Source organism: Pacificispira spongiicola (assembly GCF_012926505.1).
GTDB lineage: Bacteria > Pseudomonadota > Alphaproteobacteria > UBA8366 > Aestuariispiraceae > Pacificispira > Pacificispira spongiicola.
In genome coordinates this window covers 562,757-588,998 of the sequence record NZ_JABBNT010000003.1, presented here as the reverse complement: position 1 = coordinate 588,998, position 26,242 = coordinate 562,757, and the positions used below count along the sequence as shown (strand labels likewise).

The 26,242-nt window shown below is 61.7% G+C and carries 28 protein-coding genes, 1 tRNA gene and 1 riboswitch; of the genes, 7 read left to right on the top strand and 22 right to left on the bottom strand.

From position 1 onward, the window contains the following. Window position 1: 1 nt before the first annotated feature. The 9 genes from cobI to HH303_RS12250 form a co-directional block, all read right to left on the bottom strand. Complete coding sequence (gene cobI / locus HH303_RS12290) at window positions 2-739, bottom strand: precorrin-2 C(20)-methyltransferase (RefSeq protein ID WP_169625613.1); 738 nt, start codon at window positions 737-739, stop codon at window positions 2-4. A 1-nt stretch (window position 740) separates the two neighbouring features. Beyond that, window positions 741-1,958: a precorrin-6y C5,15-methyltransferase (decarboxylating) subunit CbiE gene (cbiE, locus tag HH303_RS12285; protein ID WP_169625612.1), complete on the bottom strand. Its 1,218-nt coding sequence runs from the start codon at window positions 1,956-1,958 to the stop codon at window positions 741-743. Further along, complete coding sequence (locus HH303_RS12280) at window positions 1,955-2,590, bottom strand: precorrin-8X methylmutase (protein ID WP_169625810.1); 636 nt, start codon at window positions 2,588-2,590, stop codon at window positions 1,955-1,957. Before HH303_RS12280 ends, cbiE begins: the two co-directional genes overlap by 4 nt. A 2-nt stretch (window positions 2,591-2,592) precedes the next feature. Then, entirely contained in the window at window positions 2,593-3,831 is a 1,239-nt protein-coding gene (locus HH303_RS12275) for a sirohydrochlorin chelatase (RefSeq protein WP_169625611.1), read from the bottom strand. A 204-nt stretch (window positions 3,832-4,035) separates the two neighbouring features. After that, window positions 4,036-4,305, bottom strand: a complete 270-nt coding sequence (locus HH303_RS12270) for a hypothetical protein (RefSeq protein WP_169625610.1) — start codon at window positions 4,303-4,305, stop codon at window positions 4,036-4,038. Continuing rightward, window positions 4,292-4,600: a hypothetical protein gene (locus tag HH303_RS12265; protein WP_169625609.1), complete on the bottom strand. Its 309-nt coding sequence runs from the start codon at window positions 4,598-4,600 to the stop codon at window positions 4,292-4,294. Before HH303_RS12265 ends, HH303_RS12270 begins: the two co-directional genes overlap by 14 nt. Before the next feature lie 527 nt (window positions 4,601-5,127). Further along, a complete protein-coding gene (locus HH303_RS12260) occupies window positions 5,128-5,682 on the bottom strand; it encodes an ActR/PrrA/RegA family redox response regulator transcription factor (protein WP_169625608.1) in 555 nt (184 codons plus the stop codon). Between the two features lie 72 nt (window positions 5,683-5,754). Next, window positions 5,755-7,080, bottom strand: a complete 1,326-nt coding sequence (locus HH303_RS12255) for an ActS/PrrB/RegB family redox-sensitive histidine kinase (protein ID WP_227421741.1) — start codon at window positions 7,078-7,080, stop codon at window positions 5,755-5,757. Between the two features lie 110 nt (window positions 7,081-7,190). Further along, entirely contained in the window at window positions 7,191-7,880 is a 690-nt protein-coding gene (locus HH303_RS12250; protein WP_169625607.1) for a hypothetical protein, read from the bottom strand. A 77-nt stretch (window positions 7,881-7,957) separates the two neighbouring features. On the opposite strand from HH303_RS12250, the gene HH303_RS12245 reads away from it, so the two are divergent. Further along, window positions 7,958-8,758 (top strand): methyltransferase domain-containing protein, encoded by an 801-nt coding sequence (locus tag HH303_RS12245; RefSeq protein ID WP_169625606.1) that lies wholly within the window; start codon window positions 7,958-7,960, stop codon window positions 8,756-8,758. 30 nt (window positions 8,759-8,788) lie between these two features. Here HH303_RS12245 and HH303_RS12240 read toward each other — a convergent pair whose 3' ends face one another. Then, the gene (locus HH303_RS12240; RefSeq protein ID WP_169625605.1) at window positions 8,789-9,955 is read right to left on the bottom strand and encodes a hypothetical protein; all 1,167 of its coding nucleotides are present in this window, start codon (window positions 9,953-9,955) and stop codon (window positions 8,789-8,791) included. A gap of 265 nt (window positions 9,956-10,220) precedes the next feature. Here HH303_RS12240 and HH303_RS12235 point away from each other — a divergent pair, with 265 nt between their 5' ends. Beyond that, window positions 10,221-10,547 (top strand): PilZ domain-containing protein, encoded by a 327-nt coding sequence (locus HH303_RS12235; protein ID WP_169625604.1) that lies wholly within the window; start codon window positions 10,221-10,223, stop codon window positions 10,545-10,547. Between the two features lie 122 nt (window positions 10,548-10,669). Here the strand turns inward: HH303_RS12235 and HH303_RS12230 are convergent, their stop codons facing one another. Then, entirely contained in the window at window positions 10,670-10,927 is a 258-nt protein-coding gene (locus tag HH303_RS12230) for a DUF1127 domain-containing protein (RefSeq protein ID WP_227421740.1), read from the bottom strand. 191 nt (window positions 10,928-11,118) lie between these two features. Between HH303_RS12230 and HH303_RS12225 the strand changes: the two genes are divergently transcribed. After that, window positions 11,119-12,009, top strand: coding sequence for a transcriptional regulator GcvA (locus HH303_RS12225; protein WP_169625603.1), 891 nt, complete (start codon window positions 11,119-11,121; stop codon window positions 12,007-12,009). A gap of 16 nt (window positions 12,010-12,025) precedes the next feature. On the opposite strand, the gene HH303_RS12220 is transcribed toward HH303_RS12225, so the two are convergent. The 3 genes from HH303_RS12220 to HH303_RS12210 form a co-directional block, all read right to left on the bottom strand. Further along, the gene (locus HH303_RS12220) at window positions 12,026-12,511 is read right to left on the bottom strand and encodes an MmcB family DNA repair protein (RefSeq protein ID WP_319637399.1); all 486 of its coding nucleotides are present in this window, start codon (window positions 12,509-12,511) and stop codon (window positions 12,026-12,028) included. Between the two features lie 64 nt (window positions 12,512-12,575). After that, window positions 12,576-13,115, bottom strand: a complete 540-nt coding sequence (locus tag HH303_RS12215; protein ID WP_169625601.1) for a hypothetical protein — start codon at window positions 13,113-13,115, stop codon at window positions 12,576-12,578. 18 nt (window positions 13,116-13,133) lie between these two features. Next, window positions 13,134-13,219, bottom strand: a riboswitch (cyclic di-GMP riboswitch). A 129-nt stretch (window positions 13,220-13,348) separates the two neighbouring features. Next, on the bottom strand, window positions 13,349-14,095 hold the full coding sequence (locus tag HH303_RS12210; RefSeq protein WP_169625600.1) for an AraC family transcriptional regulator: 747 nt from the start codon (window positions 14,093-14,095) through the stop codon (window positions 13,349-13,351). A 124-nt stretch (window positions 14,096-14,219) separates the two neighbouring features. Between HH303_RS12210 and HH303_RS12205 the strand changes: the two genes are divergently transcribed. Then, complete coding sequence (locus HH303_RS12205) at window positions 14,220-15,491, top strand: MFS transporter (RefSeq protein WP_169625599.1); 1,272 nt, start codon at window positions 14,220-14,222, stop codon at window positions 15,489-15,491. 110 nt (window positions 15,492-15,601) lie between these two features. Then, window positions 15,602-15,757, top strand: coding sequence for a hypothetical protein (locus tag HH303_RS12200; RefSeq protein WP_169625598.1), 156 nt, complete (start codon window positions 15,602-15,604; stop codon window positions 15,755-15,757). 30 nt (window positions 15,758-15,787) lie between these two features. On the opposite strand, the gene rfaE1 is transcribed toward HH303_RS12200, so the two are convergent. The 3 genes from rfaE1 to HH303_RS20295 form a co-directional block, all read right to left on the bottom strand. Next, window positions 15,788-17,263 (bottom strand): D-glycero-beta-D-manno-heptose-7-phosphate kinase, encoded by a 1,476-nt coding sequence (rfaE1, locus tag HH303_RS12195; RefSeq protein WP_169625597.1) that lies wholly within the window; start codon window positions 17,261-17,263, stop codon window positions 15,788-15,790. A gap of 34 nt (window positions 17,264-17,297) precedes the next feature. Next, a complete protein-coding gene (locus tag HH303_RS12190; RefSeq protein ID WP_169625596.1) occupies window positions 17,298-18,047 on the bottom strand; it encodes a metallophosphoesterase family protein in 750 nt (249 codons plus the stop codon). A gap of 66 nt (window positions 18,048-18,113) precedes the next feature. Continuing rightward, a complete protein-coding gene (locus HH303_RS20295; RefSeq protein ID WP_169625595.1) occupies window positions 18,114-20,279 on the bottom strand; it encodes an HD domain-containing phosphohydrolase in 2,166 nt (721 codons plus the stop codon). Window positions 20,280-20,629: 350 nt separating this feature from the next. Between HH303_RS20295 and HH303_RS12180 the strand changes: the two genes are divergently transcribed. Both HH303_RS12180 and HH303_RS12175 read left to right on the top strand, forming a co-directional pair. Further along, complete coding sequence (locus tag HH303_RS12180; RefSeq protein WP_169625594.1) at window positions 20,630-21,283, top strand: transglutaminase-like cysteine peptidase; 654 nt, start codon at window positions 20,630-20,632, stop codon at window positions 21,281-21,283. 89 nt (window positions 21,284-21,372) lie between these two features. Next, the gene (locus HH303_RS12175; RefSeq protein ID WP_169625593.1) at window positions 21,373-22,554 is read left to right on the top strand and encodes an acetyl-CoA C-acyltransferase family protein; all 1,182 of its coding nucleotides are present in this window, start codon (window positions 21,373-21,375) and stop codon (window positions 22,552-22,554) included. Between the two features lie 33 nt (window positions 22,555-22,587). Here HH303_RS12175 and HH303_RS12170 read toward each other — a convergent pair whose 3' ends face one another. The 5 genes from HH303_RS12170 to HH303_RS12150 all read right to left on the bottom strand — a co-directional run bounded on the left by HH303_RS12170 (window position 22,588) and on the right by HH303_RS12150 (window position 25,683). Continuing rightward, window positions 22,588-23,568: a helix-turn-helix domain-containing protein gene (locus tag HH303_RS12170; RefSeq protein ID WP_169625592.1), complete on the bottom strand. Its 981-nt coding sequence runs from the start codon at window positions 23,566-23,568 to the stop codon at window positions 22,588-22,590. 135 nt (window positions 23,569-23,703) lie between these two features. Continuing rightward, on the bottom strand, window positions 23,704-24,234 hold the full coding sequence (gloA, locus tag HH303_RS12165) for a lactoylglutathione lyase (protein ID WP_227421739.1): 531 nt from the start codon (window positions 24,232-24,234) through the stop codon (window positions 23,704-23,706). Window positions 24,235-24,332: 98 nt separating this feature from the next. Continuing rightward, a complete protein-coding gene (locus tag HH303_RS12160; protein ID WP_227421738.1) occupies window positions 24,333-24,782 on the bottom strand; it encodes a Cif family virulence factor in 450 nt (149 codons plus the stop codon). Window positions 24,783-24,789: 7 nt separating this feature from the next. Continuing rightward, window positions 24,790-25,269 (bottom strand): cupin domain-containing protein, encoded by a 480-nt coding sequence (locus tag HH303_RS12155; protein ID WP_169625591.1) that lies wholly within the window; start codon window positions 25,267-25,269, stop codon window positions 24,790-24,792. 337 nt (window positions 25,270-25,606) lie between these two features. Further along, window positions 25,607-25,683 (bottom strand) — tRNA-Arg (locus tag HH303_RS12150). Window positions 25,684-26,242 lie beyond the last annotated feature (559 nt).

The window sequence follows — 26,242 nt, the reverse complement described above, 5'->3', positions numbered from 1 at the left end:
GCTATTCTCCCGCCTCTTCCTGCCCGCGTCCGTCGATCCAGGCGTCACGGCGGCGATGCACCAGGACCATGCTGAAATACGGGGCCTTTTCTTCCGGATAGTCGGTTAACGGGCAGACCGTCTGGCGTTCCCCCATCGTGGCGTGGCCGACATAGCGCGCGGCATCGCTCAACCCCGCCGCGTCGAGTGCGCGACGCAGTTTCGGCAGGTGCCGGCCAACCTTGATCACGGCGGCGGCCTCGATCTCCTTCAGACGGCGGACCAATTCCGCTTCCTCCAACGGCGCGGGCAGGACGGTCAGCACATCGTTGCGTGCGGCCAAGGGCGCACCGCTGGCCGCCGCCGTCGCCATCAGGGAGGACACGCCGGGCACGACCTCCACCGGATACGTCTCCGCCAACCGCCCGAACAGATACATGAACGACCCGTAGAAAAAGGGATCGCCCTCGCACAGGACCGCGACGTCGTTCCCGGCATCCAGTTCCGCCGCGATTTCCGCCGCCGCCGTGTCATAGACCTGCTGCGCCGGGAAGCGCGCGACGTCCATCGGCATGCGGATCGCGATTTCCCGGTGATGGCCGTCCAGATGCGGTTCGGCGATCGAGCGGGCCAGAGAATCGCCTTCCAGCGGCGCGGGCCAGGCCAGGACCGGCGCCTCTTTCAGAATACGGAGGGCTTTCAGCGTTATCAGTTCAGGGTCGCCGGGACCGACGCCCAGACCGTAGAGGGTGCCCGTCATGTCAGAAGGGTTTCCTTATCGAATACTGCGTAACCTGCATCATCGGCCGCCAGCCGTGATGCGGACCGATGGGTTCCAGGCGGGACACGGCGATCCGCGCGGTTTCGCCGCCCCAATCGCGTTGCAACCCGGCCAGGATGATTTCGCCTTCCTGGGTCACAGCATTGGCGACGAAGGTGCCGCCGGGGGCCAAACGGTCCCAGCATTGCGCGATCAATCCCGCCGTAGTCAGACCGCCGCCGATGAAAACCGCATCCGGCGCCTCGTCCAATTCGGACAGCGCGTCCGGCGCGGGCCCTTCCAGCAGGTCCAGCATCGGCACGCCCAGCGCCGCCGCGTTCCGCGTGATATAGCGGCAGCGCGTCGCATCGCGTTCAATCGCGACGGCCCGCCCCCCGGCCCGCATCCATTCGATGGCGATGGACCCGCAACCCGCCCCGACATCCCACAGCAGGGCATTCCGGCGCGGGGCCAGCTTCGCCAGGGTCGCGGCGCGGACTTCCCGCTTCGTCAGTTGTCCGTCGGAATGAAAGGCGTCGTCCGGCAAGCCGGGCATGCGGCTCAACACCCTTGCGCCCGCTTCCGGGATGCAGTCCACGGCGATCGTGTTCAGATCGGCGCCCGGTGGGATGTCCCAACCGCGTGCGACCCCATCGACGAGCCGTTCCTTTTCGCCGCCCAGATGTTCCAGGACGGTCACGCGGCTGGCGCCATAGCCCTCCGCCGTCAGGACCCCTGCGACTTCTCCCGGTGTCTGGGCGTTTTCCGACAGGATGAACAGTTTCGCCCCCGGCTCCAGATGGCTGGACAGAAGGCTCAAGGGCCGCCCGTGCAGGGTCAGGCGTGTGACCTCTTCCAACGGCCAGCCCATGCGCGCGGCGGCCAGGGAGAACGCCCCCGGTGCCGGCACGACGGTCATTTCCTGCCGCGCGACATAGCGGCCCAAGGTGACGCCGATGCCGTAACTCATGGGATCGCCGGTCGCCAGGATGCAGACGGGCGTACCGCGCCGGTCGGTGATATCCGCGACCGTATCGGTCAGCGGCACGCGCCAGGTCAGGCGTTCGGCCCGATGATCGTCCGGAATCATGGCCAGATGCCGCTTGCCGCCGACCAATGTCCCCGCCCCGTCGATCAGGGCGCGACCGATCGGGGACAGGCCGGACAAGCCGTCTTCCCCGATCCCGACAATCGACAGCCAAGGGGCTGTATCGCTCATTCGCTCAATCCTCCGCACAGGGCGTTGACCGCCGCGGCGGCAAGGGCGCTGCCGCCCTCCCGCCCCGTCAGGGCGATGAAAGGCAGGCCGCTTTCGGCCAGCGCCTGTTTCGATTCCGCCGCGCCGACGAAACCGACGGGGAAACCCAGGATCAGGGCTGGTTTCGGGAAGCCCTCGGCGATCCGCTCCAGCAGATGGAACAGGGCCGTCGGCGCATTGCCGATGGCGACCACCGCCCCGTCCAACCAAGGCTGCCACAAATCCACCGCCGCCGCCGACCGCGTCGTCCCCAATCGCGAGGCCAGGGCCGGAACCCCGCCCAGGGTCAGGGTGCACAACACATCGTTAGCCACCGGTAGGCGGGATCGGATGATGCCTTTCGACACCATTTCGACATCGCACAGGACGGGCGCGCCATTCGTCAGGGCCTGCCGCCCCGCCGCGACCGCCCCGTCGCTACCGATCAGGTTCGATACGATCTCCGGCCGCCCGACGGTATGGACCAGCCGGACGGCGACGGTGCGCAGATCCTCCGGCACGGCGGAAAGGTCCGTCGCGTCCCGGATCATGCGTTCGCTTTCCCGATAGATCGCGGCGGGATCCCGGATATAGTCGTAACGGCCCGTCACGATGCTTAGCCCTTATCCCCCAACCTATTTTCACCCGACATAGCGTCTCCGGGCATCTTCACGCCTTCGTCCATGCTGCGCGGCCCATGCGGATGATCGGCATGTGGATAGGGGTGATGATGGTGGTCGTGCCCGTGGTCATGGTCGTGGCTATGCCCATGACTGTGATCATGATGATGATCGTGGGCGTGGTGATGGTGGTGCCCATGGTCGTGGCCGTGATCATGGTCATGGTCATGGTCATGGTGGTGATCATGCCCATGGTCGTGGTCGTGGCTATGATCGTGACTGTGATCGTCCAGGCCGGTGCCGATGCCCTCCACATGGTGGTGGTGGCTTTCCTGCGGCAGTCCGACCTCGTCCTCGAACCCCAGAACCTGCGCGCGATACTTGCACATCTGACAGTTCATCAGATTGGCGCCGTCCAGGATTTCCGCGACCCGGTCGGCGAAGGTATCCATGACCTTCGGGTGGTCGTTCAGATAGCCCGCCTTGACGAATTCAATGTCGGGGTGCCGCGCGGCGACCTTATCGGTGTAATCGTAAATCCGCTGCACCAGAATACCGGTAAACAGGAAATACGGGAAAACGACGATCCGCCGGTAGCCCATGCGCGCGCAATGTTCCAGCGCCGGTTCGGTCAACGGGAAGGTTACGCCGGAATAGCCGACCTCGCCCCAGCCGAAGCCCATGCCTTCCCACAGCATGCGCATGACCTTCGCGACATTCGAATTCGCATCCGGGTCCGACGCGCCGCGCCCGATGACGCAGAGCAGGGTTTCATGGCGCGGGATATCGTCACTGCATTGGGCCAGCGCTTCCGCGACCCGGTCGCCCGCCGCCTGCAACATCTTCAGGTCGACCGCCAATTCGCGGCCATAGGTGATGTCCATGCCCGAATTCTGCGCCTTATAGGTATTCAGGACGGACGGGATATCGTTTTTCGCGTGACCGGCGGCGAAGAGCATGCCCGGCACGGCCAGACATTTCGTCACACCCTGTTCGCGCAACTTGTCCAGGCCGGTGCGGATGATCGGCGTCGCGAATTCCAGGAAACCGTATTCGACCGGCAAATGCGGCCAGCGCGCTTTCAACGTTTGCGCGATCTGTTCGAATTCGGCGACGGCGCCCGGATCGCGGCTGCCATGGCCACAGACCATGATGCCGATCTTGTCGGCGCCGATATGGGTGGGAATATCGATGATGGACGACGCGGTGTGCGCCTGTTGGGTACCTTCGGACATATTTGCCCCCGTCCTAAGCTAGGGTTCTTATCGACAGCTCATGTCCCGGCGAAAATTTGCCCCCACGGGTTCGAACCCGCATCCGGGTAGGGTGCTCATGACAGGCTGTCTAACAGATCGGACAGGGGCCGTCAGCCGCGAAACCGTCCGATTTCAACGCGAAAGCGACCTTCCAATAGGCTTAATGGGTTAGGAACATCGAAATCACTTTGTCGTAATACCGAATATCTCTATTCTAGACAGAGTACCCTCTGGGTCTTTTATATAAAAACTGTTTCCATTTTTTGACTTAATAACAAAATATTCCAACAATCTAAAAGCATCCTTAGTAACCTCGGTAACAGTATCAGCCTCAATTAATTCAACAAGACGCTCTATTCTTGCTTTGTCATCTTTGGACAAAACGACATTGAGGCGCATATTTTTTGGGTTAGATCGCAGAATGCTCTTACCCGTTTCGTTATTTTTGCTCATTATTCCTTCCGGCCCCACCAAAATAGTGCCCGAAGACGGCACCAACGACAGGACCGCTCACGATCCACACGTTTTGCAGTTCGTCGAACGAGCCGTCGTACAAACCTATCCCGGCTGCGACAAAGAGGAACATGCCCCCAACAAGCACAGCTATGCACGCAAGAACGGACTTTGTCCGACTCTCGCTAGCCTTTCGTTCCGCCTCAATCTGCGAAACGATTTCATCACTTTGTCCATAACGCTCCGACACCTTCAGACTGTCGAAAGCGCCTCCGACCACAACACGCATCTTCATGCTCTCAGCCCTCCACGGGCGTCGAGCCGCCAGACTCACCTTTTCTCGCCTCCCTTGATGAAAGCAGCCTAACGACTCAGTAAAGCCCGAGTGATAGCTGCGAGAAAAAGTGCACTGAAGTCAGTGTTCTTTCATCAAGGATAGATCACCGCTAGGTGATCAATATGTGGAAGAACATTCTCATCCGAGAACCTCCTGCTTAAGAAAGCTCGCGACTTTCAAAGGCACGAACTTGGTAGGGAGGGCCTTAGACCTCTCCCACGGCTTTGTGGCGGCGCCTTTAGCGCTTCATAAGTTTCGACATTCCAAAGAGTTGGTATTTCGTCGAAGTTAAGAACATTAAAATCACCTCCTTTCTGGTGAATCATACGCGCAGCGAAAGGCGTATTGAGTTTGATTGCCCAACTTCTGGACTTATGCAACATGCCACAAACCAGCACATCACGTCAATATATCATGCGCATATCATGCGCATACACAAATGCGAATACGCCCGAGTGAAACTAACGTTTTAAGTAGGTAAGTGTTTATCCGCGCGGGGCGTGCTTGTTCAAAATCCGCTGCAGGGTCCGGCGGTGCATTTTCAAACGCCGCGCGGTTTCGGAGACGTTGCGGTTGCACTGTTCGAAGACGCGCTGAATGTGTTCCCAGCGCACGCGGTCGGCGGACATCGGGTCTTCCGGCGGCGGCGGCAGGGGGCGGTCGTCCTCCAACAGGGCGGCGACGATCTGGTCCGCATCGGCGGGTTTGGCCAAATAGTCGATGGCCCCTTTCTTCACCGCCGTCACCGCGCTGGCGATATTGCCGTAGCCGGTCAGCATGACGATCTTGATATCGGGCCGCGCGTCGCGCAGTGCCTCCACCACGTCCAGGCCGTTTCCGTCCTCCAGCCGCATATCGACGACGGCGAAGGCGGGCGGGCGTTCGGACGCCGCTTCCAGCCCTTCCGTCACCCCGGCGGCGCCGGTGGCCTGAAACCCGCGCTGTTCCAGGGCACGGACCAGCCGGTTGCGCAAAGGCGCGTCGTCATCGACCACCAACAGCGACCGGTCACGGATATGGGACGGCAACGGTTCGACCATCTTCTTCTATCTCCATCACATTCTTGAACTCGATTATAGCGTCGGAACCGGACCTTCCAACCTTCCGTTGGATCAGCGGTCGTCTTCGTCGGCGCTATGTTGGAAATTCTCGTCGATTTGCTCACGCGGCCAGCGGATCAGGATTTCCGCGCCGCCCCGGTTGCGAAAGCCGGTTTCCGCGCCGATCCGCTCCAGCAAAGTCGATGCGATGAAGACGCCCAGCCCCATATGGCCGTCCTTGCCGGACCGGGTGGACATATAGGGTTCGCCCAGAACCTGGATCATCGCGGGCGTGAAGCCGGGCCCGTCGTCCCGCACCGACACGACGACTTCCCGCGCATCCCAATGCAGGCGGATCGTCACCTTGGTTTTCGCGAATTGCCCCGCATTGGACGCGAAGTTCCCCAATCCATGCAGGAATTCGGCGGTGCGCCGGACCATCGGTTCCGGGCCGTCGCAATCCTCCGCGATTTCGATCTCCAGATCGATCGCGTCCGGCACATGCTTGTCCGTCGCGAGGTCCACCAGATCGGACAGGGGCAGGGTTTCGAACGGATCGTCGGAGGCCGATCCCGGCTGACGCGACAGGCCGACCAGGATATCGCGGCACCGATCCGACTGTTGTTTCAGAAGCTCGATATCCTCGTGGATCGGATCGTCCTTCGGCACGGATTTCATCAGGTCGTTGGCGACCACCGCGATGGTGGCCAGCGGCGACCCCAATTCATGCGCCGCCGCCGCCGCCAAGGTGCCCAGGGCCGACACTTCGCGCTCCCGCGCCAGGGCGGCGGCGGATTCGGACAGGGCCGCGCCCAGGCGACGCGTGTCTTCCGACGCGGTCCAGACATAGGCGGCGATGAAGGCGATCGACATGGTCAGCGCCGTCCAGATGCCCAGCCGATAGAGCGCGGGCAGTTCCCCGCCATCCCAGGGCAGCGGCAGATGATAGAAGGAGACGAAGGTCGCCGCCGCAATCGCCAGAACGGTCAGCCCCGCCGCCGCCTGCCGCGACAGGATCGTCGCCGCGACCGTCACCGGGGCCAGGATCAACAGCGCGAAGGGATTCTGAAGACCGCCGGTCAGCCCGATCAGGCTGGCCAGTTGCAGGATGTCGAAGGCCATCAGGAAGGTGGCGCGCATCGCCGTCAACCGGCGGCGGCGCGTCGCCATCAAGGCCAGGTTGGACCCCGCCAGCGCCCCGACCGCGATCAGGCATTCCGGCATACGGACATCGAAACCCAGCGCATATTCGACCACCAGCAAGGCCGTCATCTGGCCCGTCATCGCGATCCACCGGACGAGAATCAAGCTGGACAGGCTGAGACCGACGGTCCGCGAGGTCCGCCCTTGCAGCATTTCGGTCGCGGCACCGCCGCCGAAATCCGGCAGATATTTCATATCCGGCTCCTGATCGTATCGGATGCCGGTAATGCAGCACGCCCCGCCCCGATCCGGCAAGCGATACGCTGCTACATCCGGGCGGGGCGGGGCTGGGCGGGGCGGATGCGTTATTCCGCGCCGATCATGTCCTGCATATCCTGACGTGTCATCCAGGTGATATATTCATCCAGCGTTCCCGGCTGGTCCGTCCTGTGCCACCGAATGCCATGCGGATGGAAATGGGTATAGCCGTAGCGCGCGGGAATTCCCTTCAACACCAGATCGGGATGGACCAGCCCATAGATGAAGTCCGGACGCCAGCGCAGCAAGGCGACGGCGACACCGATCCGCGGCAGGTCGACCGACAGGCCCTGACCGCGCACCGCGCCTTCCGGGCTTAACCAAACCTCTCCGTGATAACAAATCCGTCCCCGCATTTCCCGTGTGTATCGGCAGGCAGCATAATCCGACGCCATGGGATTGCCGGGAATATGCGGCGACATCAGTTGCGGTCCGTGTCGTTTCAGGAATTCCGACAACGATTCGCGGATCAGGTCGTCCATTCTCACGGCCTGAAGGTGTCGCACCGTACCGTCCGGTCCCGTTCCCAACAGCCAGAAGGCATTGTCCGGTCCGACCTCCGACACGCGATTGTCGAAAATCGGCGTCAGCGGCGCCCGCCCCGCCGTTTCGCCGACCACCTGACGAAGGTGATCAAAATCATTTAGCAATCTTAAGCTGATTCCCTTCGCCTCAACGGCGGCGACCCGTCGCGCCACGTATTTCGCGGCGGACAGTTCATCGAACGCGTATGTCATCTCTTCACCCCTTGTGGTTTATTCCAAAGAGTGGAGAGAACCGATCGCTCTCTTGTTATTATAGAAAAGGGTTAGACATGAAGCGCTATGACGACAGGTCCATGGATCGGCTTTTCTCCCATGCTTGGGGCGACAGTATCCATTTCGGTCTTTTCGATACCGACGTGACGGAAATCGGTCAGGCAACCTTGGGCACGAAATGCCGGATGGCCCGGGAATCGGGGCTGTGCCGCGGTGATTCCGTGCTGGAGGTCGGCAGCGGCTGGGGGGCCACGGCCCGATTTCTGGCCCGTGAAATCGGCTGCCACGTTACGGCCACCAACTATTCCTGGCGGCAAGCCGACATCGCGCGGTCCCTTAGCGCGGACCTCGCCGCGACGGGATCGATCCGGTTCGCGATGGCGGACTTTCACAGCCTTCCCTTCCGGGACGCCCATTTTGACGTGCATTGGAGTCAGGAATGCCTCGTCCATGCCACGGACAAGGCCCGCGTCTTCGCGGAAGCCCTGCGGGTCCTGAAGCCGGGGGGCCGGATCGTGTTTTCCGATCAGACGACCCAACCGGACCGCCTGTCCCAGCCTGACCGGGACCGGATCGTGGCCCGCCATGGATCCAACGATCTATGGGACCGCGAGGGTTTCGAGACCGGGTTGCGTCAGGCTGGATTCGGTAACGTTCGATCCCAGGAATGGACGACCCATATGGCCCGGCACTTCGCGGAACTGTGCCGCCGCATCGATGCGGATCGCCCGCGCCTGGAGGCGGAAATCGACCCGGACACGCTGCGGGACAATTATGCGATGTGGCAATGGGGGGCGGAATTGGCGGCGGAGGGCCGGATCGGCTGGGCGCTGTTCATCGGGGAAAAACCGCAATAGACGCCCGCATCCGCGAGACGGGCGGGACGATCAGCTGAACTGAAAGTCCTGCCCGTTGATCGCGATGATGAAATCGTAAAACGGTTCCAGATCGACGCTGCGCATCGGCTTGCGTTTGTTGCTGGCCGTGTTGTCCCAGGCATTGGCCGTGTGTGCCAGAATGCCGATGGCCAGACCGACGGTCAGAAAATTCTTCGGCGCATCCCGCAGGAAAGCCTGAAACGGCCGCGGATCGTCGTTCTGAATCAACTGATCGAAGGCCTGATTGTAGTTCTGGATGATCCGGATCACCGTCGAATGGGTCGACCGGATCAGCGCCTTTGCCCGGTTACGGCGGAAGATGAAGCGATCCATCGCCGATTCCGTCATCGCCTCCCGGTCGCGCGGCAGCGACCGTTCCGACCCCAGCCATTCGAAGAATTCATAGAACAACGGCTTATGCCGCTCATATTGGAATTCGTAATAATTGATGCCCTTCCAGGCGAACAGGAATTGTTTGGTCTGGCTTTCGTTCAGACGGAAGCTGCGGATCAGGCTGCGCGACCCCGGCGTTTCCTCCCCCTGCCAGATGGCGTCGACCACCGCGCCGGTCATGATGCGCTGATGGTCGTCCTTCTCGTTGTGCCGGTCGCCGACATATTCCTGATAGACGTCCAACCCGTCGCCGGCATTCGCCTTCGCCACCAGGGTGCCGATCTTTTCCAGCACCGGACGGCGGATCAGCATCCAATCCGCCTCCGTAATATCGAAATAGTTCGGGGAAATGGATCGTTCGACCTCCAGTTCCCGGCGTTGCGACAGCAACAGGAACGGGTCGAAGGTCGGGACCTTGGTCAGGATATCCAACACGCGCTGATCGTGGGTCGACAGCGATTCATCGGCCTTGATCGCGCCGCGCTTCGCCAGGACCCGCACGATGCGATCCGGGTCCGCCAGGGTGGATTCTCCGCCCTGATCGACCTCCGAATCGTTATAGGGGAAATAGACCCGGGTGGAGACGAGAACCTCGTCCCCCTCATCGTCCAGCGTCACTTCCTTGAAAAAGATACCCAGATTCAGCGTCGACAGGTCGAACAGCTTATCCCGCGGAAAGCCCTCGTCGCCATGGGCTTCCTTCAGATTCAAATAGACGGCGCGCGCATCGAAACACAAGAACCGCCCCGACCGCAGAAGTGTTTTCAATGCCCGGCGATTCATTCGGCCAGACGCCCCCCAAGAACGCCGCGATCTTCATGCAGACAACGCGGAACAAACTCCATCCGTCGATCAGGGTTTCCACCGACCGATCTCCCGCCCTATACTATTGGGACAAAGAGCCTTGGCACAAGGGCGAGGCGTTAAGAATCGCGCCGCATGGTTAACGGGTCGGTTTCGCGGTCGGCGACGGGTCCGGACCTTAAGTCGGTGTCACGATGTTCGGGTGACGGTATAGCCGGTGCGGATGTAAACGGGGAAGGTCTTGATGCGCTTTACGGAAGCCCGCTCTGAACCGCGGTATCCCTTCAAGGCGGGATTTATCGAAATCGACGACAGACCGCTGCCCCTGGAAGACTTGAGCGCGAGCGGGCTGGGCTTCCGGTCGGAAAATGTCGATGCCCTGTCGAAAGGTCAGACGATCGACGGCTTCTTGGTGCTGCAGGATACCGAAGAACAATACGAAATGCCGGTAAAGCTGACCGTCCGCCGGATCGAGGACGATCGCGTCGGCTGTTCCATGGCCTGCGTCTTCCCGCAGCATGTGGAAACGGTGACGGAATTCGTCACGAAGCTGAGCCGCCAGAACGCCTAAGACGCCTGCCTTTTCCGTAAAATCAATCCGGAATGACAAAGCCCCCGCGAGCGATCGCAGGGGCTTCGGGCTTCACCGGGGCGGGCGGGTACCCGTCCGCGCCCGGTGTCGGTTGGCAGCGATTACGCTTTCCAGACCGGCTTGTCGGCTTCCGCTTGCGCGGTGACGCGATCCAGGCCGATATCCGCCAGCAGGCGGTCGTCCAGTTCGGCAAGACGGCGGCGTTCGTCGGCGCGACCCTGCAACCGCATCAGCGCGGCGATCGGGTTCAGCGACAGGGAACGGATACCGTCGAGGGCCGAAGCCGTCGTGTCTACCAGGAGGGAAGCCAGCGGCATGAACGGGCCGCCAGCCCCATGCATTTGCATTGTGCTCGCCATTTTCCTTACTCCTCTTTATGCAGCCGGCTCATCCGGCTGCAGCGCTTCAAGTCCGGTCGTTTAATGCGACCCTGGACCTGCTTCAGGGCCATATCGCCCTGACAAGGGAGAAATAGGGGCTTTACCGCACTGCGACAAAGGATATATTTTCATTCATCGAATTAGAAATATTTATGTGAAGGGCGCGGATCATGGCCCAACGATTACCGCCGCTGAAACCTCTACCGGCCTTCGAGGCCGCCGCGCGGCTGTTGTCTTTCACCGAAGCGGCGGAGGAACTGCACGTCACGCAAGCCGCAATCAGCCATCAAATCAAACAGTTGGAAGATGCGATGGGGGTCACGCTGTTCCGCCGCTTGAACCGCGCCCTGGCCCTGACGGAGGAAGGAAAGATCTTCGCCGCCACCGTGCGCCCGGCGCTGATCCAGATCGGTCAGGTCGCGGAACGCATTCGGCATTACGACGCGGAAGGCCCGCTGACCGTCAGTTGCCTGCCGTCATTCGCCTCCGCCTGGTTGGTGCCGCGCCTTGCCCGGTTCCGTGCCCTGCACCCCCAGATCGATATCCGCCTGTCCGCCGATTACGAGATGACCGATTTCGATACCGAAGACATCGACATGGCCATTCGCTGGGGTACCGGCGGCTATGAAGGCCTGCACGAAATCCGCCTGATGACGGAGGAGGTGTTCCCCGTTTGCAGTCCGCGCCTTTACAACGATCCGACCCATCCGCTGCAAAAACCGGAAGACCTGAAGTACCACACATTGCTGCATGACGATGTCCGCACCGATTGGCGTGTCTGGCTGACCGCCGCGAATGTGACGGGCGTGAACCCGGAAAAGGGGCCGCGCTACAATTATTCGAACCTCGTTCTGCAGGCCGCCATTGCGGGGGAAGGCGTCGCGCTGGGCCGCAGCGCCATCGCCCACGATGCCTTGGAACAGGGGTTGCTGGTGAAGCCGTTCAGCTTTTCCATTCCCAGCGACTACGCCTATTGGATCGTCTGCCCAAAGGACCGCGCCGGACGGCCCAAGATCAAGGCCTTCACCGATTGGCTGCTCAGCGAAGCGAAACGGGAATAGCCCCCGGACCGGAGGATCAGACCGTTTCCGCCAGCCGCAACAGGCGTTCCGCCGCCAGACGGGCGAATTTCAGGGTCAATGCCTTGCGGCGGCTGCCGTTCATCGTGCCTTCCGCCGCCGGACGTTCCACCGCCGCACCATAGGCATCCGCCAGGATCAGCCCGACCGAACCGGGCAGGACCTCCACCGGGAAATCCATCGGCACGGCGAAAAAGAACCGGTCGCAATAGGGCAGGTATTCCTCCCATTTCGAATCGGCGGTGAAGTCTTCCAGGGAGGATTTGACCTCCACGATCGTCGCGACGCCCTTTTTATCGAAGCCGATAATATCGACCCGGCGGCCATTGTTCAGCGGCATTTCCGTGATGCAGCCCAGGCCCATATCCCGCATCAGCCGCAACGTGCCGCGCGTCACGGCCAGTGTCGCGTCCGGGCGCGTGTCGAACCGGGCTGCCGTCGGTGAGAAGACGGTGGGCGGAATATCGGTATCGGCGTCGGACACGGAAATCGGGCTCCGGCAGGAATTGGCTGTGCCTGTCGGTATATAAAACAAAAAGGGAACTTGTCTACTGTTCAGACTTGGTCGCGAGGGGGCGGTAGCCCAACCCGACGCATTCATAGACGTCGCGGAACGGGTAAATTTTCTTATACGCCGTCGGTTCCGTCAGGCGCACGGTATCGATCGGGATTTCGGGAAACCGCGCGGACAGGGCCGCCTTCAGCTCCGGATCGCGGCCCGGCACGCGGGTCAATGCATCGGTTCGTTCCGGGTTTTCCGCCGCGAATATTTGCAAGGCGTCGTTCAGATGCGGGGACCGGCCACACATTTTATGGGCGGCCGTCACCGACGGCAGGTCGATCACGGCGACCAGCATGTCTTTCGCCCGTCCGGCGTGATTGATCAGCGGGCGGGTGACCAGACGAACGGGCGTGCTGTCGTCCCAGACCGCCTTGTCCTGTTCGACACCGTCGGCGACTTCGATGAAATCGACCATCAGGGAGCCCAGGATCGGCAGGACCGTGATCGGGACCGCGGCGGCCAACAGCATGGCCGCGACGGCGGCCAGGCGGTTGTTGCGTATGGTCTGGACGAATCGGCTGCTCATATCCCTCTCCGGCGGCTACTCGGTAGTCCCGCTGCCCAGCGAGGATCGCTTTCGGGCCGGTAACTTTGCGTCCCGCCGTTCCCGGCGGTTTGCCTTTTTCGAGAGCCGCGGCGGGGCAGATGCCGATGCCGGGCGTCTCACGTGATCCTGACTATAGGTCGGTACGGGGCAACGGTCAGTGACGTGAATCACAGGCGGACGAAAATTATCGCCGAAACGGAAATAGTATCGCGTCAAACCTGCATGTAACGGGTCGGCGTTTCACCGAAATGCCGGCGGAACATGGCGATGAAGGCGGACGGGCTGTCATAGCCGAGGTCGAGCGCGACACTGGTCACCGGCATGCCGTCGCCCAACCGCTCCAGCGCCGCCAGCAAAACCCGCTGTCGACGCCACTCGCCGAAGCTCATCCCCGTTTCCGCGACGAACAGGCGGGCCAGCGTGCGCGCCGCCGCGCCGGTGGTTTTCGCGAATTCGTCCAGCGTCCGGCGGTCCGACGGATCGGCCAGCAGGGCGTCGGTCACCCCGCGCAATCGCGCGTCGGCGGGCAGCGGCAAATGCAGCTTCGCGGTCGGTGCGACACGGATTCGGTCCATCAGAACGGACATCAACCGCCCTTCAGGCCCGTCTTCATCCCAATCGCGCGGAAAATCCGCCGCCGCCAGGATCAACTGCCGTAACAGCGGATCGACCGACAGGACCGTCGTGCGATCCGGCATGCCGTCCAGATTGCCGCTGGAAACGTAGAGACTGCGAAACTTCGCCGGGCCGATGGTGCGGATGTGGTGCACGACACCGGGCGGCAGCCAGACAGCCATGGCGGGCGGCGCGGTGAAGCGGCCATCCTCCGTCAGGACGGTCATCACCCCTTCCGCAGAATAGGTGAACTGGCCCCAATCGTGGTAATGCGGTTCCACCAATTCGCCCATGCGCATGTCGAAGGCACGCATTTCGACATGCCGCGACAGCGTGGCGGGCAAAGGAGGGCGTCTCGTGTGTCCGTTTCTCGACATTGAATGACACAATATCGTGAGACAGCCTATCGCGCCAGGGGTATATCACCCTAACCGCATAGACCCGATTTTGAAGAAGAGACGAATACTCATGTCGCCGTTCCTGACCCGCTATATGCCGCGATTCCTGCAAGGCCCCGAAGGCATGCTGATCCTGATGGCCTGCGCCATGGCCGTGAGCATGAACGGCTGGTTTGCGCTGTTGAACAATTTCGCGGTGGAACGGGCCAGCTTCACCGGGAAGGAGATCGGGTTTCTTCAGTCGATCCGGGAAATTCCAGGCTTCATGTCCTTCGCGGCGGTTCTGCTGCTGCCGTTCATCCGCGAACAGAATCTGGCCTTCCTGTCCCTGGCACTGTTGGGGATCGGCACGGCGCTGACAGGGTATTTCCCGACGGAAATGGGCCTTTATGCCACGACGCTGATCATGTCGACGGGCTTCCACTACTACGAAACCATGAACCAATCGCTGACGCTGCAGGTCATCGACAAGCAGCGCGCCGCCGTGCATCTGGCGACGCAGTTGAAATCCGCGTCGATCGGGACCTTGGCGGTCTTCCTGGTCATCATGATCTGCTTCGACGAAAAGCTGATGCTGATGGTCCAGGGTTTCATCGGGATCGAAAACCCCTTCCCGGGCTTCAATCTGGGCTATAAGCCGCTGTATCTGGGCGCGGGCCTGTTCACCCTGGCGGTCGCCGTTTACTGCAAGCTGGCCTATCCGTCGGTGGAGGCATCGACCCAGGTGAAGACGCTGTTCTTGCGGCCCCGCTATTGGCTGTATTACGCGCTGACCTTCATGGGCGGAGCGCGGCGGCAGATCTTCATGGTCTTCGCCGCCTTCCTGATGGTGGAGAAATTCGGCTACGACGTGACCGCGATCACGCTGCTCTACATGATCAACCTGATCGCCAATATCTTCGTCGCCCCCTATATCGGAAAATATATCCGCCATTTGGGCGAACGGCGGGCGCTGATCTTCGAATATCTCGGCCTGATCTGCATCTTCACCGGCTACGCCTTCGTCGACGATCATATCGCGGCGGCGGGGCTCTATGTTCTCGACCATCTGTTCTTCGCCTTCGCCATCGCGATCAAAACCTATTTCCAGAAGATCGCGGACCCGAAGGACATCGCCTCCACCGCCGGGGTCAGCTTCACCATCAACCATATCGCGGCGGTCGGTATCCCGGCCCTGTTCGGGTTTATCTGGCTGGGCAATCCCAGCCTGGTGTTCAGCATCGGTGCCGGCATGGCGGTGATTTCGCTGGTGCTGGCGCTGCTGGTGCCGCGCGATCCGGAACCCGGCAATGAAACGACACTGACGCGCGGCGGCGGCACGGCGGTTCAACCGGCGGAATGATCCCCGGAAATAATCCCCGGATCGGCCCGCTGCTTCTTGACGCAGGTCAAATCCTTTTGGTGTAGGATGGGGTATGGCACTCTCGTCCGGACTAAAAAGGAACCGAGATCATGAAAAATTTGTTCCCGATCATTCTCGCCGTCGTCGGTGTGCTGGTCATCTTCGGCTTCGCGGCGTCCATCGCCTTCGGTGTCGAAATCGTCTTCTGGATCGCACTGATCCTGGTGCCGATCGTCTTCGCCCAGACGCTGCTTTGGGGTCGTTAGACTCTTCGAAAGAATAGGGCCGGGCGCCGATCAGCGTCCGGTCATGCGGGAAATGGTCCGGGTCGTCGATTGACCGTCGACAAGCTGGGCCAGGACCACCTTCCCGCCCCAGGATTCGACGTCGGACGCCCCGACGACCTGATCCTTCGTATAGTCGGCGCCCTTGATCAGGACATCCGGCTGTAGGCTGCGGATCAGCGATAGGGGCGTATCCTCCCCGAAAATCACGACCATATCGACATCGCCCAAGGCAGCCAGCACGTTGGCGCGCGCGGATTCCGGCTGGACCGGTCGTTCCGGCCCTTTCAGCCGTGCCACGGACGCATCGCTGTTCAACCCGACGATCAATCGGTCGCAGGCCGCCCGGGCCTGGGATATCAGCGATACGTGACCGGGATGCAGCAGGTCGAAACAGCCATTGGTAAAGCCGACGCTCTTCCCGTCCCGCCGCCAGACCGCGACCCGGTCCAACGCGCCGTCCAGGGTCGCGACCTTCGCCTCCCCGGCCTCGAAAGTTTCTTCGTGGGAATCGCTCAAAATCTCGCTGGGATAGGCAACGGCGGTGCCGGTTTTCGCCACGACGATGCCCGCCGCGCGATTGGCCAGGGCGGCGGCGTCCAAGGCAGACAGGCCCGCCGCGAATCCGGCGGCCAGGGTGGCCACCACCGTATCGCCCGCCCCGGCGACGTCGAATACCTCACGCGCCCGCGCCGGCAGGTGATCGACCTGTTCCGCGCCGTCGGCGGCGCATCTATACAGGGTCATGCCCTGTTCGGACCGTGTGGCCAGAACCCCGCCCAGGCCGCAGGTTTCCGCCACCGACCGGCAGGCAGCCAGCACCGCGTCGTCGCCTTCGGTCGGCAACCCGCTGGCCAGGGCCAGTTCCTGGCGATTCGGGGTTACAAGGTCGGCCCCGCGATATTTGCTGAAATCCCGCCCCTTCGGATCGACGAGAACGGGGATACCCGCTACCTTCGCCGCCGCGATCAATTCCGCAATCAAGTCATTGCTCAACACGCCCTTGCCATAGTCCGACAGGACCAGCGCCCCGACGCCGGACAGGGCCGCCAAGGCGGCGCCCTTCAAGGCTTCGGCTTCCGCCTGCGGCAAGGGTCCGGTCTTTTCGCGATCCGCGCGCAGCAATTGGTGTCGACCGGCCATATAGCGCGTCTTGACCGCCGTCGGACGATCGGCGGCGGCGATCGTCACCGGCTCGATCCCCGGCAGTTCGGCGATCAGCGCCTCGATCTCATTGGCCGTCGGGTCCTTACCCACCGTACCGATCAATCGGCACCGCGCGCCCAATGCCGCAATGTTCCGCGCGACATTCGCGGCCCCACCCAGGGCCGTCCGTTCCCGTCCCACGGACAGGATCGGGATCGGGGCTTCCGGTGAAATCCGCTCCACCGCGCCTTCCACGAAGCGGTCGAGCATCAGGTCGCCGACGCACAGAACCAGGGCTTCGCCCATCCTGTCCAGGGTCGCCGCAAGGTCGGATTTCGTCATCGTCCGGATCGTCCCGTTCGGATTGCCGCCGCGATCAGCGCAGGCTGTTCGGATCGGCGTGAAGGAAGGTTCTCTCGGTACTCCAGAACACGGCTGCCGTCAAATATCCGCCTTTCCCCGCGCCGGTGTCGATGCCGATGCGGTTGTCGCGAATATCCGGCGCGCGTTCCGGCGTGTGTCCATGCACGACCATCGCGCCGTGATCGCGGGTCGATGTCAGGAAGGACCCGCGAATCCACATCAGGTCTTCCGGGTCCTGATCGTCCAAGGCGACCCCCGGCCGGACACCCGCATGCGTAAAGAAATAATCGCCTTCCCGATGGCTGGGGCGCAGGCTGCCCAGGAAATCGACATGCGCCTTGGGCACGGTCTTCCGGGCTTCCGCCAGACCGACCGCCAAGGCTTCTTCCGGCGGCAGATCGCGCGGCAGGGTCACGCCATAACTCGCCAGCGTTTCCACGCCGCCATTGGCCATCCAGGAGTCGCCCATCCGCAGATCTTCGGAAACGAGATAGCGATAGAACAGGGATTCGTGATTGCCGCGCAGAAAGATACAATCCAGGCCGGTCCCGCCCAATTCGATCAAGCGGTCGATCACCCCGGCGGAATCCGGGCCGCGGTCGACATAATCGCCCAGGAAGATATAGCGGTCATGAAGGCCCCGTTGGTCCTCAAGCCTGTTTTCCCGAAGCCGGGTCAACAGTCTGTTCAGGGCCTCCAAATGCCCGTGGATATCGCCGAAGGCAATTACGCGAAGCCCGTCCGGTATACGGAAGGACGCCATTACGCTCTCCTGTCTCCCCGGTCGTCGGGGACTGCCCGGCGATCCGCGACGACCGATGGATCGGCATTAGGCCTGGGCGTCGCCACCGTCTTCCGGCGGTTCGCCGAAGCTCATCCACTGATCCCGACCGCCCCGGTTGTCCAGGTAGTTGGCCAGGGCCACGACGACACCGCGGTCGTATTTCTTGTTGCCGTCGCCCAGCAGGATATCCAGCGCCTTGTCGAAGCTCATGCCCGCACGCCATGCCCGCGCGCTGACCATGCCGACGAAGGCATTGGCGACCGCGCCGATCCGCGCGGTGACGACGATGTCCTTGCCCGACAGATGATCCGGCGTGCCGCTGCCGTCGAAATGTTCCTGCAACTGGCGCAGCGTGTCGTAGACCGGCCCGTCGAAATCGACGTCCTTCACCAGATCGGCACTGGTCAGGACCGACTGCTGGATCAATTGCATCTCGTCCGGCGTCAACGCGCCCTGCTTTGTCAGGACCTCTTCCGGGATGGTGATCTTGCCCAAATTCATCAGGCTGCCCGCGATCGCCGCGGTTTCGACCAATACGCGTTCGACCTGCATTTCCTGCGCGACGGCGCGGGCGACCTCGCCCACGCGCACCGAATGGTTCGCGGAATAGGGATCGCGCCGGTCGACGACGGAAACCAGCGTGCCGACCAATTGACGCATCGCCGCTTCGCGCTTTTCGCGTTCCAGCACGCTTTCGGTGATGTCCTGACTGACCATCAGCACGCCCGGCGGGAAGTCTTCCCGCGCGGGAAGCGGCTGGAAGTCGGAGCGATAGACCTTCGGCCCGTCGTTCCCCAGTTCCATTTCATGCGTGACCGTCAGGCGTTCGCCCTTGGCCAGGGCTTCCTTGACCCAGGCGGCGATCCGCTTGCCTTCGATCGGGCCCAGAATGGCGGAGACATGCTTGTCGAACATGTCCTTGCGGTCCATGCGCGACAGGTCCAGCGCCGTTTTGTTGAACCAACGGTAATGACCGTCCTCGTCCAGGATGACGATGCTGTTCGGCTGACTGTCGGTTACCAGATGCATGAAGTTGCGCTGGCCCTGGAACCGGTTCGCCAGTTCCTCGAACTTGTTCGCAGCCTCGGTCGCGCGTTGCGACGTGCCGTAGTACCACAGCGCCAGCATCCCGATCAGGACCAGCACGATGATCACCCCGAAGACGACCATCAGCAATTGCAGGCGCTGTTCGGATTCGGCCAAGGCTTCCGACGTATCCACCTTATAAACCAGCGTCCACGGCACCTGCCCAAAGGCGCGGGAGATCGCCAAAACCTCGTTCCCGGCGTAATCCGTGACCGTCGCGAAACCGCCGACCGTGCGCACCGCCCAGGCGGAAGCGAGATTCGGCGTATCCGCCGCCAGCCCTTTCTTCAGCGGCCCGGTGCCGTCGCGGCGCGGCGTCAGATAGTCGATCGTATTGCCGGACTGACGCACGATCATGGTTTCGGCGGTCTGTTCGGTCGCCCCCGGCTGTTCCAGCAGCGGGAACAGTTCCCCGGCGACTTCCTTGACGCCGACAACATAACCCAGCTGCGAATCCGGCGTTTCGTCCGCCTGCACGGCATAGACCGGCACGACGAAAGCCATGGAGGGCTGACCGCTTTCATTCAGGAAGATATCCGAAATCGACGTGACGCCGCGTTCCGCCTGATCCAGGAAGGCGCGCAGCTTGCCCTGCAACGGCGGGAAGCCGGAGGACGAGACGATGACGAAATGGTCCATATCGACCAGGGCCAGACCGGCGACGCCGACCTTCTGCACATTCGCCGAAACCTGAGGACCGGTGGTCTCGCTCTTGAAACCCGCGCGGTCGGCGACGACTTCCAGAAGATTGCCGAGATAGCCGAGCTCCGCCGGGGCGTCTTCCGCATTCGGATCCGTGCCCGCTTCATGGAAGACGGTCAGATACAGTTGAACGGAAGCATTGTCCGCGATGCCGCGCAGATCGTCGATCTGACGCGTCAGCCAGCGGTCGATATCGGTGTAGCGGCTGTCGATGACGATGGACATGCGGCTCTGCCACTGGCGCATCTCGCGGTCGCGCTCGGACGCCGCGAATTGCAGCATCAGCGCAATGCCGACCGCCGCGAAGATCACGACGCCCACCGCCGTCAGGATCATCTTGAGGCGCGGGCTCAATGCCGATTTTTTGGTGCCCCCATCCGATTTACCGTCGGATTTGCCACCGTCCTGCGTCGTGCTGCTCACGAAACGTCCCCTTCTGTATCGTCCGGGGTCGATTGCCACCCCGTTACCCCGATGCCGGTTCGGCCCCTGCCGTCCGGCCATACCTTCCGTCAAATCGGCTTCGTCCCGTTTTTCAAGACGATAGCCCCCCGGACCGAAACCCGGAAGTTGGCGGGATAATGCCTAAAATTCTTGGCTCGGTATACCCCTCTCAACCGTCAACGGTCGAATTCTTCAAATATGCCCCATATTCTAGCGAATTTTTCCGCGATGTCTTGGCAGACATTCCCGTTGTCCCCTATCATCCGCGCCTTGGTGGTCCGATCTTGTGTCTAGGCAGCGGACCGGCGACTGGATTGAGGTGATATCCCGTGCCCTTCTTCGTATCGCGGATTTCCATGGCCCTCGCCGCGGCGGTTGCGCTCGTGGCGACACTGTCCGCCGCGCCCGTGCAGGCCGCCGGGATTCAGCTGTTCGGCACGAAGGAAATCAGCTCCACCAAGCTGGAGAAGTTCGAGAAATGGACGGACGCCCTCGCACGCTATGCGAAGGAGGAGCCGAACGAACTTGCGAAATGCGCGATCACCCCGACCGAAGCCTGCCACACCGCGAAATGGCGGATTTTCCTGAACAAGCTTCAGAACCATCCGAAGCTGGAACAGCTCGACTACGTCAATAAATACCTGAACCAATACGCCTATACGATCGACCCGGTGAATTACGGGAAGAAGGACTATTGGGCGACACCGAAGCAGTTCATGTACCGGACAGGCGATTGCGAGGATTACGCGATCAGCAAATATGTGTCCCTGCTGCATCTCGGTTGGCCGCAGGAACAAATGCGCATCGTCGTGCTGCAGGATCTGAACCTGAACACGCCGCATGCGATCCTCGTCGTCTATCTGGACGGACAGGCCCTGGTTCTCGACAACCAGATTCCCCAGGTCATCGATTCAAGCCGCATCAAGCATTACAAGCCGATCTTTTCGATCAACGCCGACCGCTGGTGGCTGCACCGCAGCTAGGCCGCGGCCTCCATTTCGCATTTGCGAAATCGACAGGATTGCGCCAACCTCCCCGCAACACAGAAACAAGCATTGCGGGGAAACGTTCCATGACCAAGGAAACCGTCATCGTATCCGGCTGCCGCACCGCCATCGGCGGGTATGGCGGGTCGCTGAAATCGAAAATGCCGACCGAACTGGGCGCCATCGTCGCGCGGGAAGCCATGGCGCGGGCGGATATCGACCCCGCCGCCATCGGTCATGTCGTCTTCGGCAACGTCATCCATACCGGTCCGAAAGATATGTATCTGTCCCGCGTCGCGGCGATCGAGGCCGGTATTCCCAAGGAAACCCCCGCCCTGACGCTGAACCGCCTGTGCGGGTCCGGCCTGCAGGCCGTGGTGTCGGCCGCGCAGCATGTCATGCTGGGCGACACCGATGTCGCCCTGGCCGGCGGCGCGGAAAGCATGTCCAACGCGGGCTATTTGATGCCGAACCTGCGCTGGGGTCAGCGTATGGGCGATGCGGGCGCCACGGATATGATGCTGCAGGCGCTGCACGACCCGTTCGGCCACGGCCATATGGGGATCACCGCCGAAAACCTGGCGGAAAAGTTCAACATCACCCGCGGCGAACAGGACGAATTCGCCCTGGAAAGCCATAAACGCGCGGCAAAAGCCATCGCCGAAGGCCGCTTCAAGGACCAGATCGTCCCGGTCGAGCTTGTCTCGCGCAAGGAAACCACGATCTTCGACACGGACGAACATGTCCGCCCGAATGCAAAGCTTGAGGATATGTCGAAACTGCGCCCGGCCTTTAAGAAGGACGGCACGGTGACGGCAGGCAACGCGTCCGGCATCAACGACGGCGCGGGCGCGCTGGTCCTGATGTCGGCGGAGGCCGCCGCCCGTCAGGGCAAGACGGCCCAGGCGCGCATCGTCGCCTATGGCCATGCCGGGGTCGACCCGTCGGAAATGGGCTACGGCCCCGTCCCGGCGACACAGCAGGCTCTGAAACGCGCGGGGTTGAGCGTCGCCGACCTCGACGTCGTGGAATCCAACGAAGCTTTCGCGGCCCAGGCCTGCACGGTCACCAAGGAGCTGGGCCTCGACCCGGCCAAGGTAAACCCGAACGGCGGCGCGGTCGCCCTCGGCCACCCGGTCGGTGCCTCCGGCGCCATCATCCTGGTCAAACTGATCGCCGAACTCCACCGCACCGGCGGCCGCTACGGCCTCGCCACCATGTGCATCGGCGGCGGCCAGGGCATCTCGGTGATCGTGGAACGGGGATAAGGGCCGCCCTCGGCGGAAACCCGATAATCGGCTTCAGCGACGGACGAAGCAGGACGGAATACCCGTGGCCCGATACACGCTGGGGCTGACACCGTAGCGCTGTTTGAAGGCGCGGCTGAACTGGGACGCGTCCTTGAAGCCGCAACGCCAACCGACCTCCGAGACGCTGCAGTCTCCGTAATTGGGATCGCGCAGCATATCGCGGCAGCGTTCCAGCCTCTGTGTCTGAATCCAACTGGACGCGCTGTTGCCGGTCGGGGCGAAGAGCATGTGCAGATATCGCACGGAAATACGATTGGCCTCGGCGACGTCCGACAGGCTCAATTCTTCCTCGTGCAAGTGCTCCAGAATATAGGATTGGATCATTCGCAGATATTGTTCCGATTGTCCGGTTGCACGGGCCTCGGTCCGATCCGACAGCAATGTCGCGGTTAGTTCCAGGGCGGCACGCTTCGCGGCCATCGCGCCGGTCTGGTCCATACCCTCCAACTCCCGGCCCAATACTTCGAGATGAGAGAACAGAACGGTCCCGAGCCCGCCGCCATGCAGCACACCGCCCTGAAGTTTCGTCCCCCGGGGCAGGCGCGCGCGCAACGGCTCAAGCGGCGCCATCAGCGTAATCTTATGCAGCCGCTGGGTTACTTCGAATTCCATCTCCCGGTCGCTGGTCCAGATCATCACATCACCGGCGGACACGGTGGCCGTTTCCTCGCCGCTGCGAAACCGTTCACGGCCCGACAGCACGATCTGGACGCCCAAATAGGGTTCGTCGTCACGACGCAAATGGTGGGATCTGCGCACCCCGGAACAGGGGGAGCAGACACATTCGATCAGACTCGCGCCTGCCAGATCGTATCGTCGCATTGACGCGGAAAATTCGGCCGGCACCCGTCGTTCGACTTCCCAGTCGCGATAGCTGGCACAAAGCTGGTGTTCCCACACATCCGTTCGCTCGGAAACCGGTACCGTGTCGGATGACCAGCCGTTCGCTTTAAGCGTTTGAACCCATCCCATGGCTATGATCCTCCCGGGACCATGTTTCCCCCTACCCGTTATTTGTTTTTCTCCGGAATAGGGTCTGTTCCTTACTTTCCTCTATCGTATCTGAAGGCGCTCTGCCGCGTCCATCCTTAACGAACCCGCCGCGCCTTAAGCGTTGGCGGCGGTATGCCCACCGATGATATCGGCCAAACCCGTGGCGGACAGGATTTCGATCCAATATCCATCCGGGTCCCGTATGAAGGCGAGGCCCTTCATACTGCCGTCGTCCGGACGTTTGACGAAGGAAACGCCCAATTCCTCAAACCGCGTGCAGGCGGCATAGACGTCCGGCACGGTAATGCCGATATGACCGAACCCGCGAGGATCCTGGTTACCGTTGTGGTAACCCGGAAACATCGGATCGGACTCGCTGCCCCAATTGTGCGTCAGTTCAAGCAATGCCGGTTGCCGGAAAACATGCGCGATCTGATCTTTCCGCGCATCGCTGTCACTCGGCGCCGCATAGCCCAGGAAATAGAGCGTGAATTTCATATCCGGAAAGTCGTAACGATCCATCAGCGTCATTCCGAGAATGTCGGTATAGAAGGGAATCGAGACCTTCGGATCGCGGATACGCAGCATCGTTTGATTGAAGACGTAATCCGCCGTTTCCGGCGACGTGTTCGGTTTTCCGGTCAAGACAGCACCTCTCGATATCCGCGACGACGAAACGGGCGTTCCGGCAGGGCCGTCGCGGAAGCGGCCTGCCGGAACAACCGATGGGATCGCGCTGTGGTTTACGCGCTGAACGGCGTGAACGTTTGAACCTCGATCTTACCGTTCTGAACATAAAGCGTGTCGGTTGCCATTGGTATTGTCGGCATTGCCGACCAGACCAGATAGGCGACGGCACCGTCGACGCTCTGATTCAAAACTTTGAAACTGGCCCAGAATTCAGGCGTCGCCGAGTCCAGGAAAGCTTGGAAAAAGCTCCGAATGGCCTCCAGCCCGCGAATCTCCGCGTCGGGCGTGAAGATAACCGAAGTCTCGGTATAATCGGCCATCAAGGCGTCTATTCCCTGGGCGAAAGCCCCCAGATGATGGTCGAACACCACCCGCGTATCCGCCGCCGATGCCATGGCGGGGCCGCCGCCCGCCATGCTTGCCGCTGCCGCCACCATGGCCGCCCCTCCCAATAAAGTGCGCCGACCCACGGACCGGTCGCTTCCGTTCTTGATATCGCTCATCGCAGCCTCACTCGGCGGCGCTTTTTTGCGATTCCAGGAAGGCGTTCCAAGCGCCCTGGGCTTCCTCCCAGCCGACCACGGCGACCGGCGTCGCATCCGGCTTGATGAAGACGAGCGGCCCCAGGAAGGTCATGTAGAATTCGCTGGCGACCGGGAAATATGTCTTGTCATGGCGGGCATTGGCGGATTCGTATCCATAGCCGGGCGCAAAGGCTGTGTCACCGCCGGCATCCTTGCCGCCCCGGACGTCCATTTTCCCCTTGGTCAGGAAATATTCGCCGGGACCGATATGGATATGTGCCGCGAAAGAAGACCCCGCGGGACAGTCGAAAATGGCTGTCCAGGCCCCCATTTCGGGAGACGCATGCAGGAACTTCCACCGGATACCGCCTTCCGACAGGGCATCCGGAAACGGCGCCCAAGGCTGCTCGTCGATTTGGACGTATTCCTCGGGAATGCAAGTTTTCGAAACGTATGAACCGGACATTATATCCTCCCTAGCTTCCGATTGATTTGTCCGCGCGTTGGTTCGCCGCGCGTTCGATATCCGGAAACGGAGGAACAAGACCCCGTTTCCGATATCCGACTGTATCGGGCTCCGGCACACGCGGCTTGAAGCTGCGCGAAAAGCCTCTTGACGCAGAGCGCAGAGAGGCGGGGACAGTTCGGTAAATGGCAGCGCGAGCAGTTCAGCGATTTAGGAGGCGGATCGCCGGGAAAGGGTTCCGGAAATAACTACTTCAATGACCGGGAGCCTCATGAAAAGACGAGACAGTCCGATTTCCATTCATCGGACGGCAGGAAATATTCGACTGAAAGGAGAATGGCGCGCCCCGGAGGATTCGAACCCCCGACCTTCTGATCCGTAGTCAGACGCTCTATCCAGCTGAGCTAGGGGCGCGCATGCGAGCCTGTGTCGTATCGGCTGCGCGGCGGGTTGATAGGCGATCTGACAGGGGATGGCAAGCGACAATTTACAAGTTGATGACGAAATTCCGCCCCGGCCAATTTCCGTACCGCCGCGATGAAACCCCGCCGCGAAAGGGGCCGCGATTTCCCTGCGGGTGTGCCCTGCATGTCACAGTCCGGGCACCGTTCGACGCGAATTCCGAAAAACCGCGTTAGTCCAATGGGATTCCCGGAAGCCTTTGACCAGAATGCGGGTTGTCGCGGCTTCAAGGGTCAAGTAGTATCGCGCCTAAGTTCGACCGGCATGCTGCCGCACGCTTTTTGGTCCGACGCCGTGATCCGGCTGCCTTTCCGGCCTTCCGCCGGATGTCAGTCTTGGCGTATCGGATGGGGCTTGCGGCGGGCCCGCGACGGCGAAAAGCCCTGTTTTCCGGGCTTTCGGACGGTGTCGCACATGCCGGATGGGGGGAGTCTCCCGGCTCGGCGGTGTGTGCGGCGATGGATCGTCGGTATCGGGCCGAGAGGTTTCGGAGTAGGGGATTTCGAGCCGG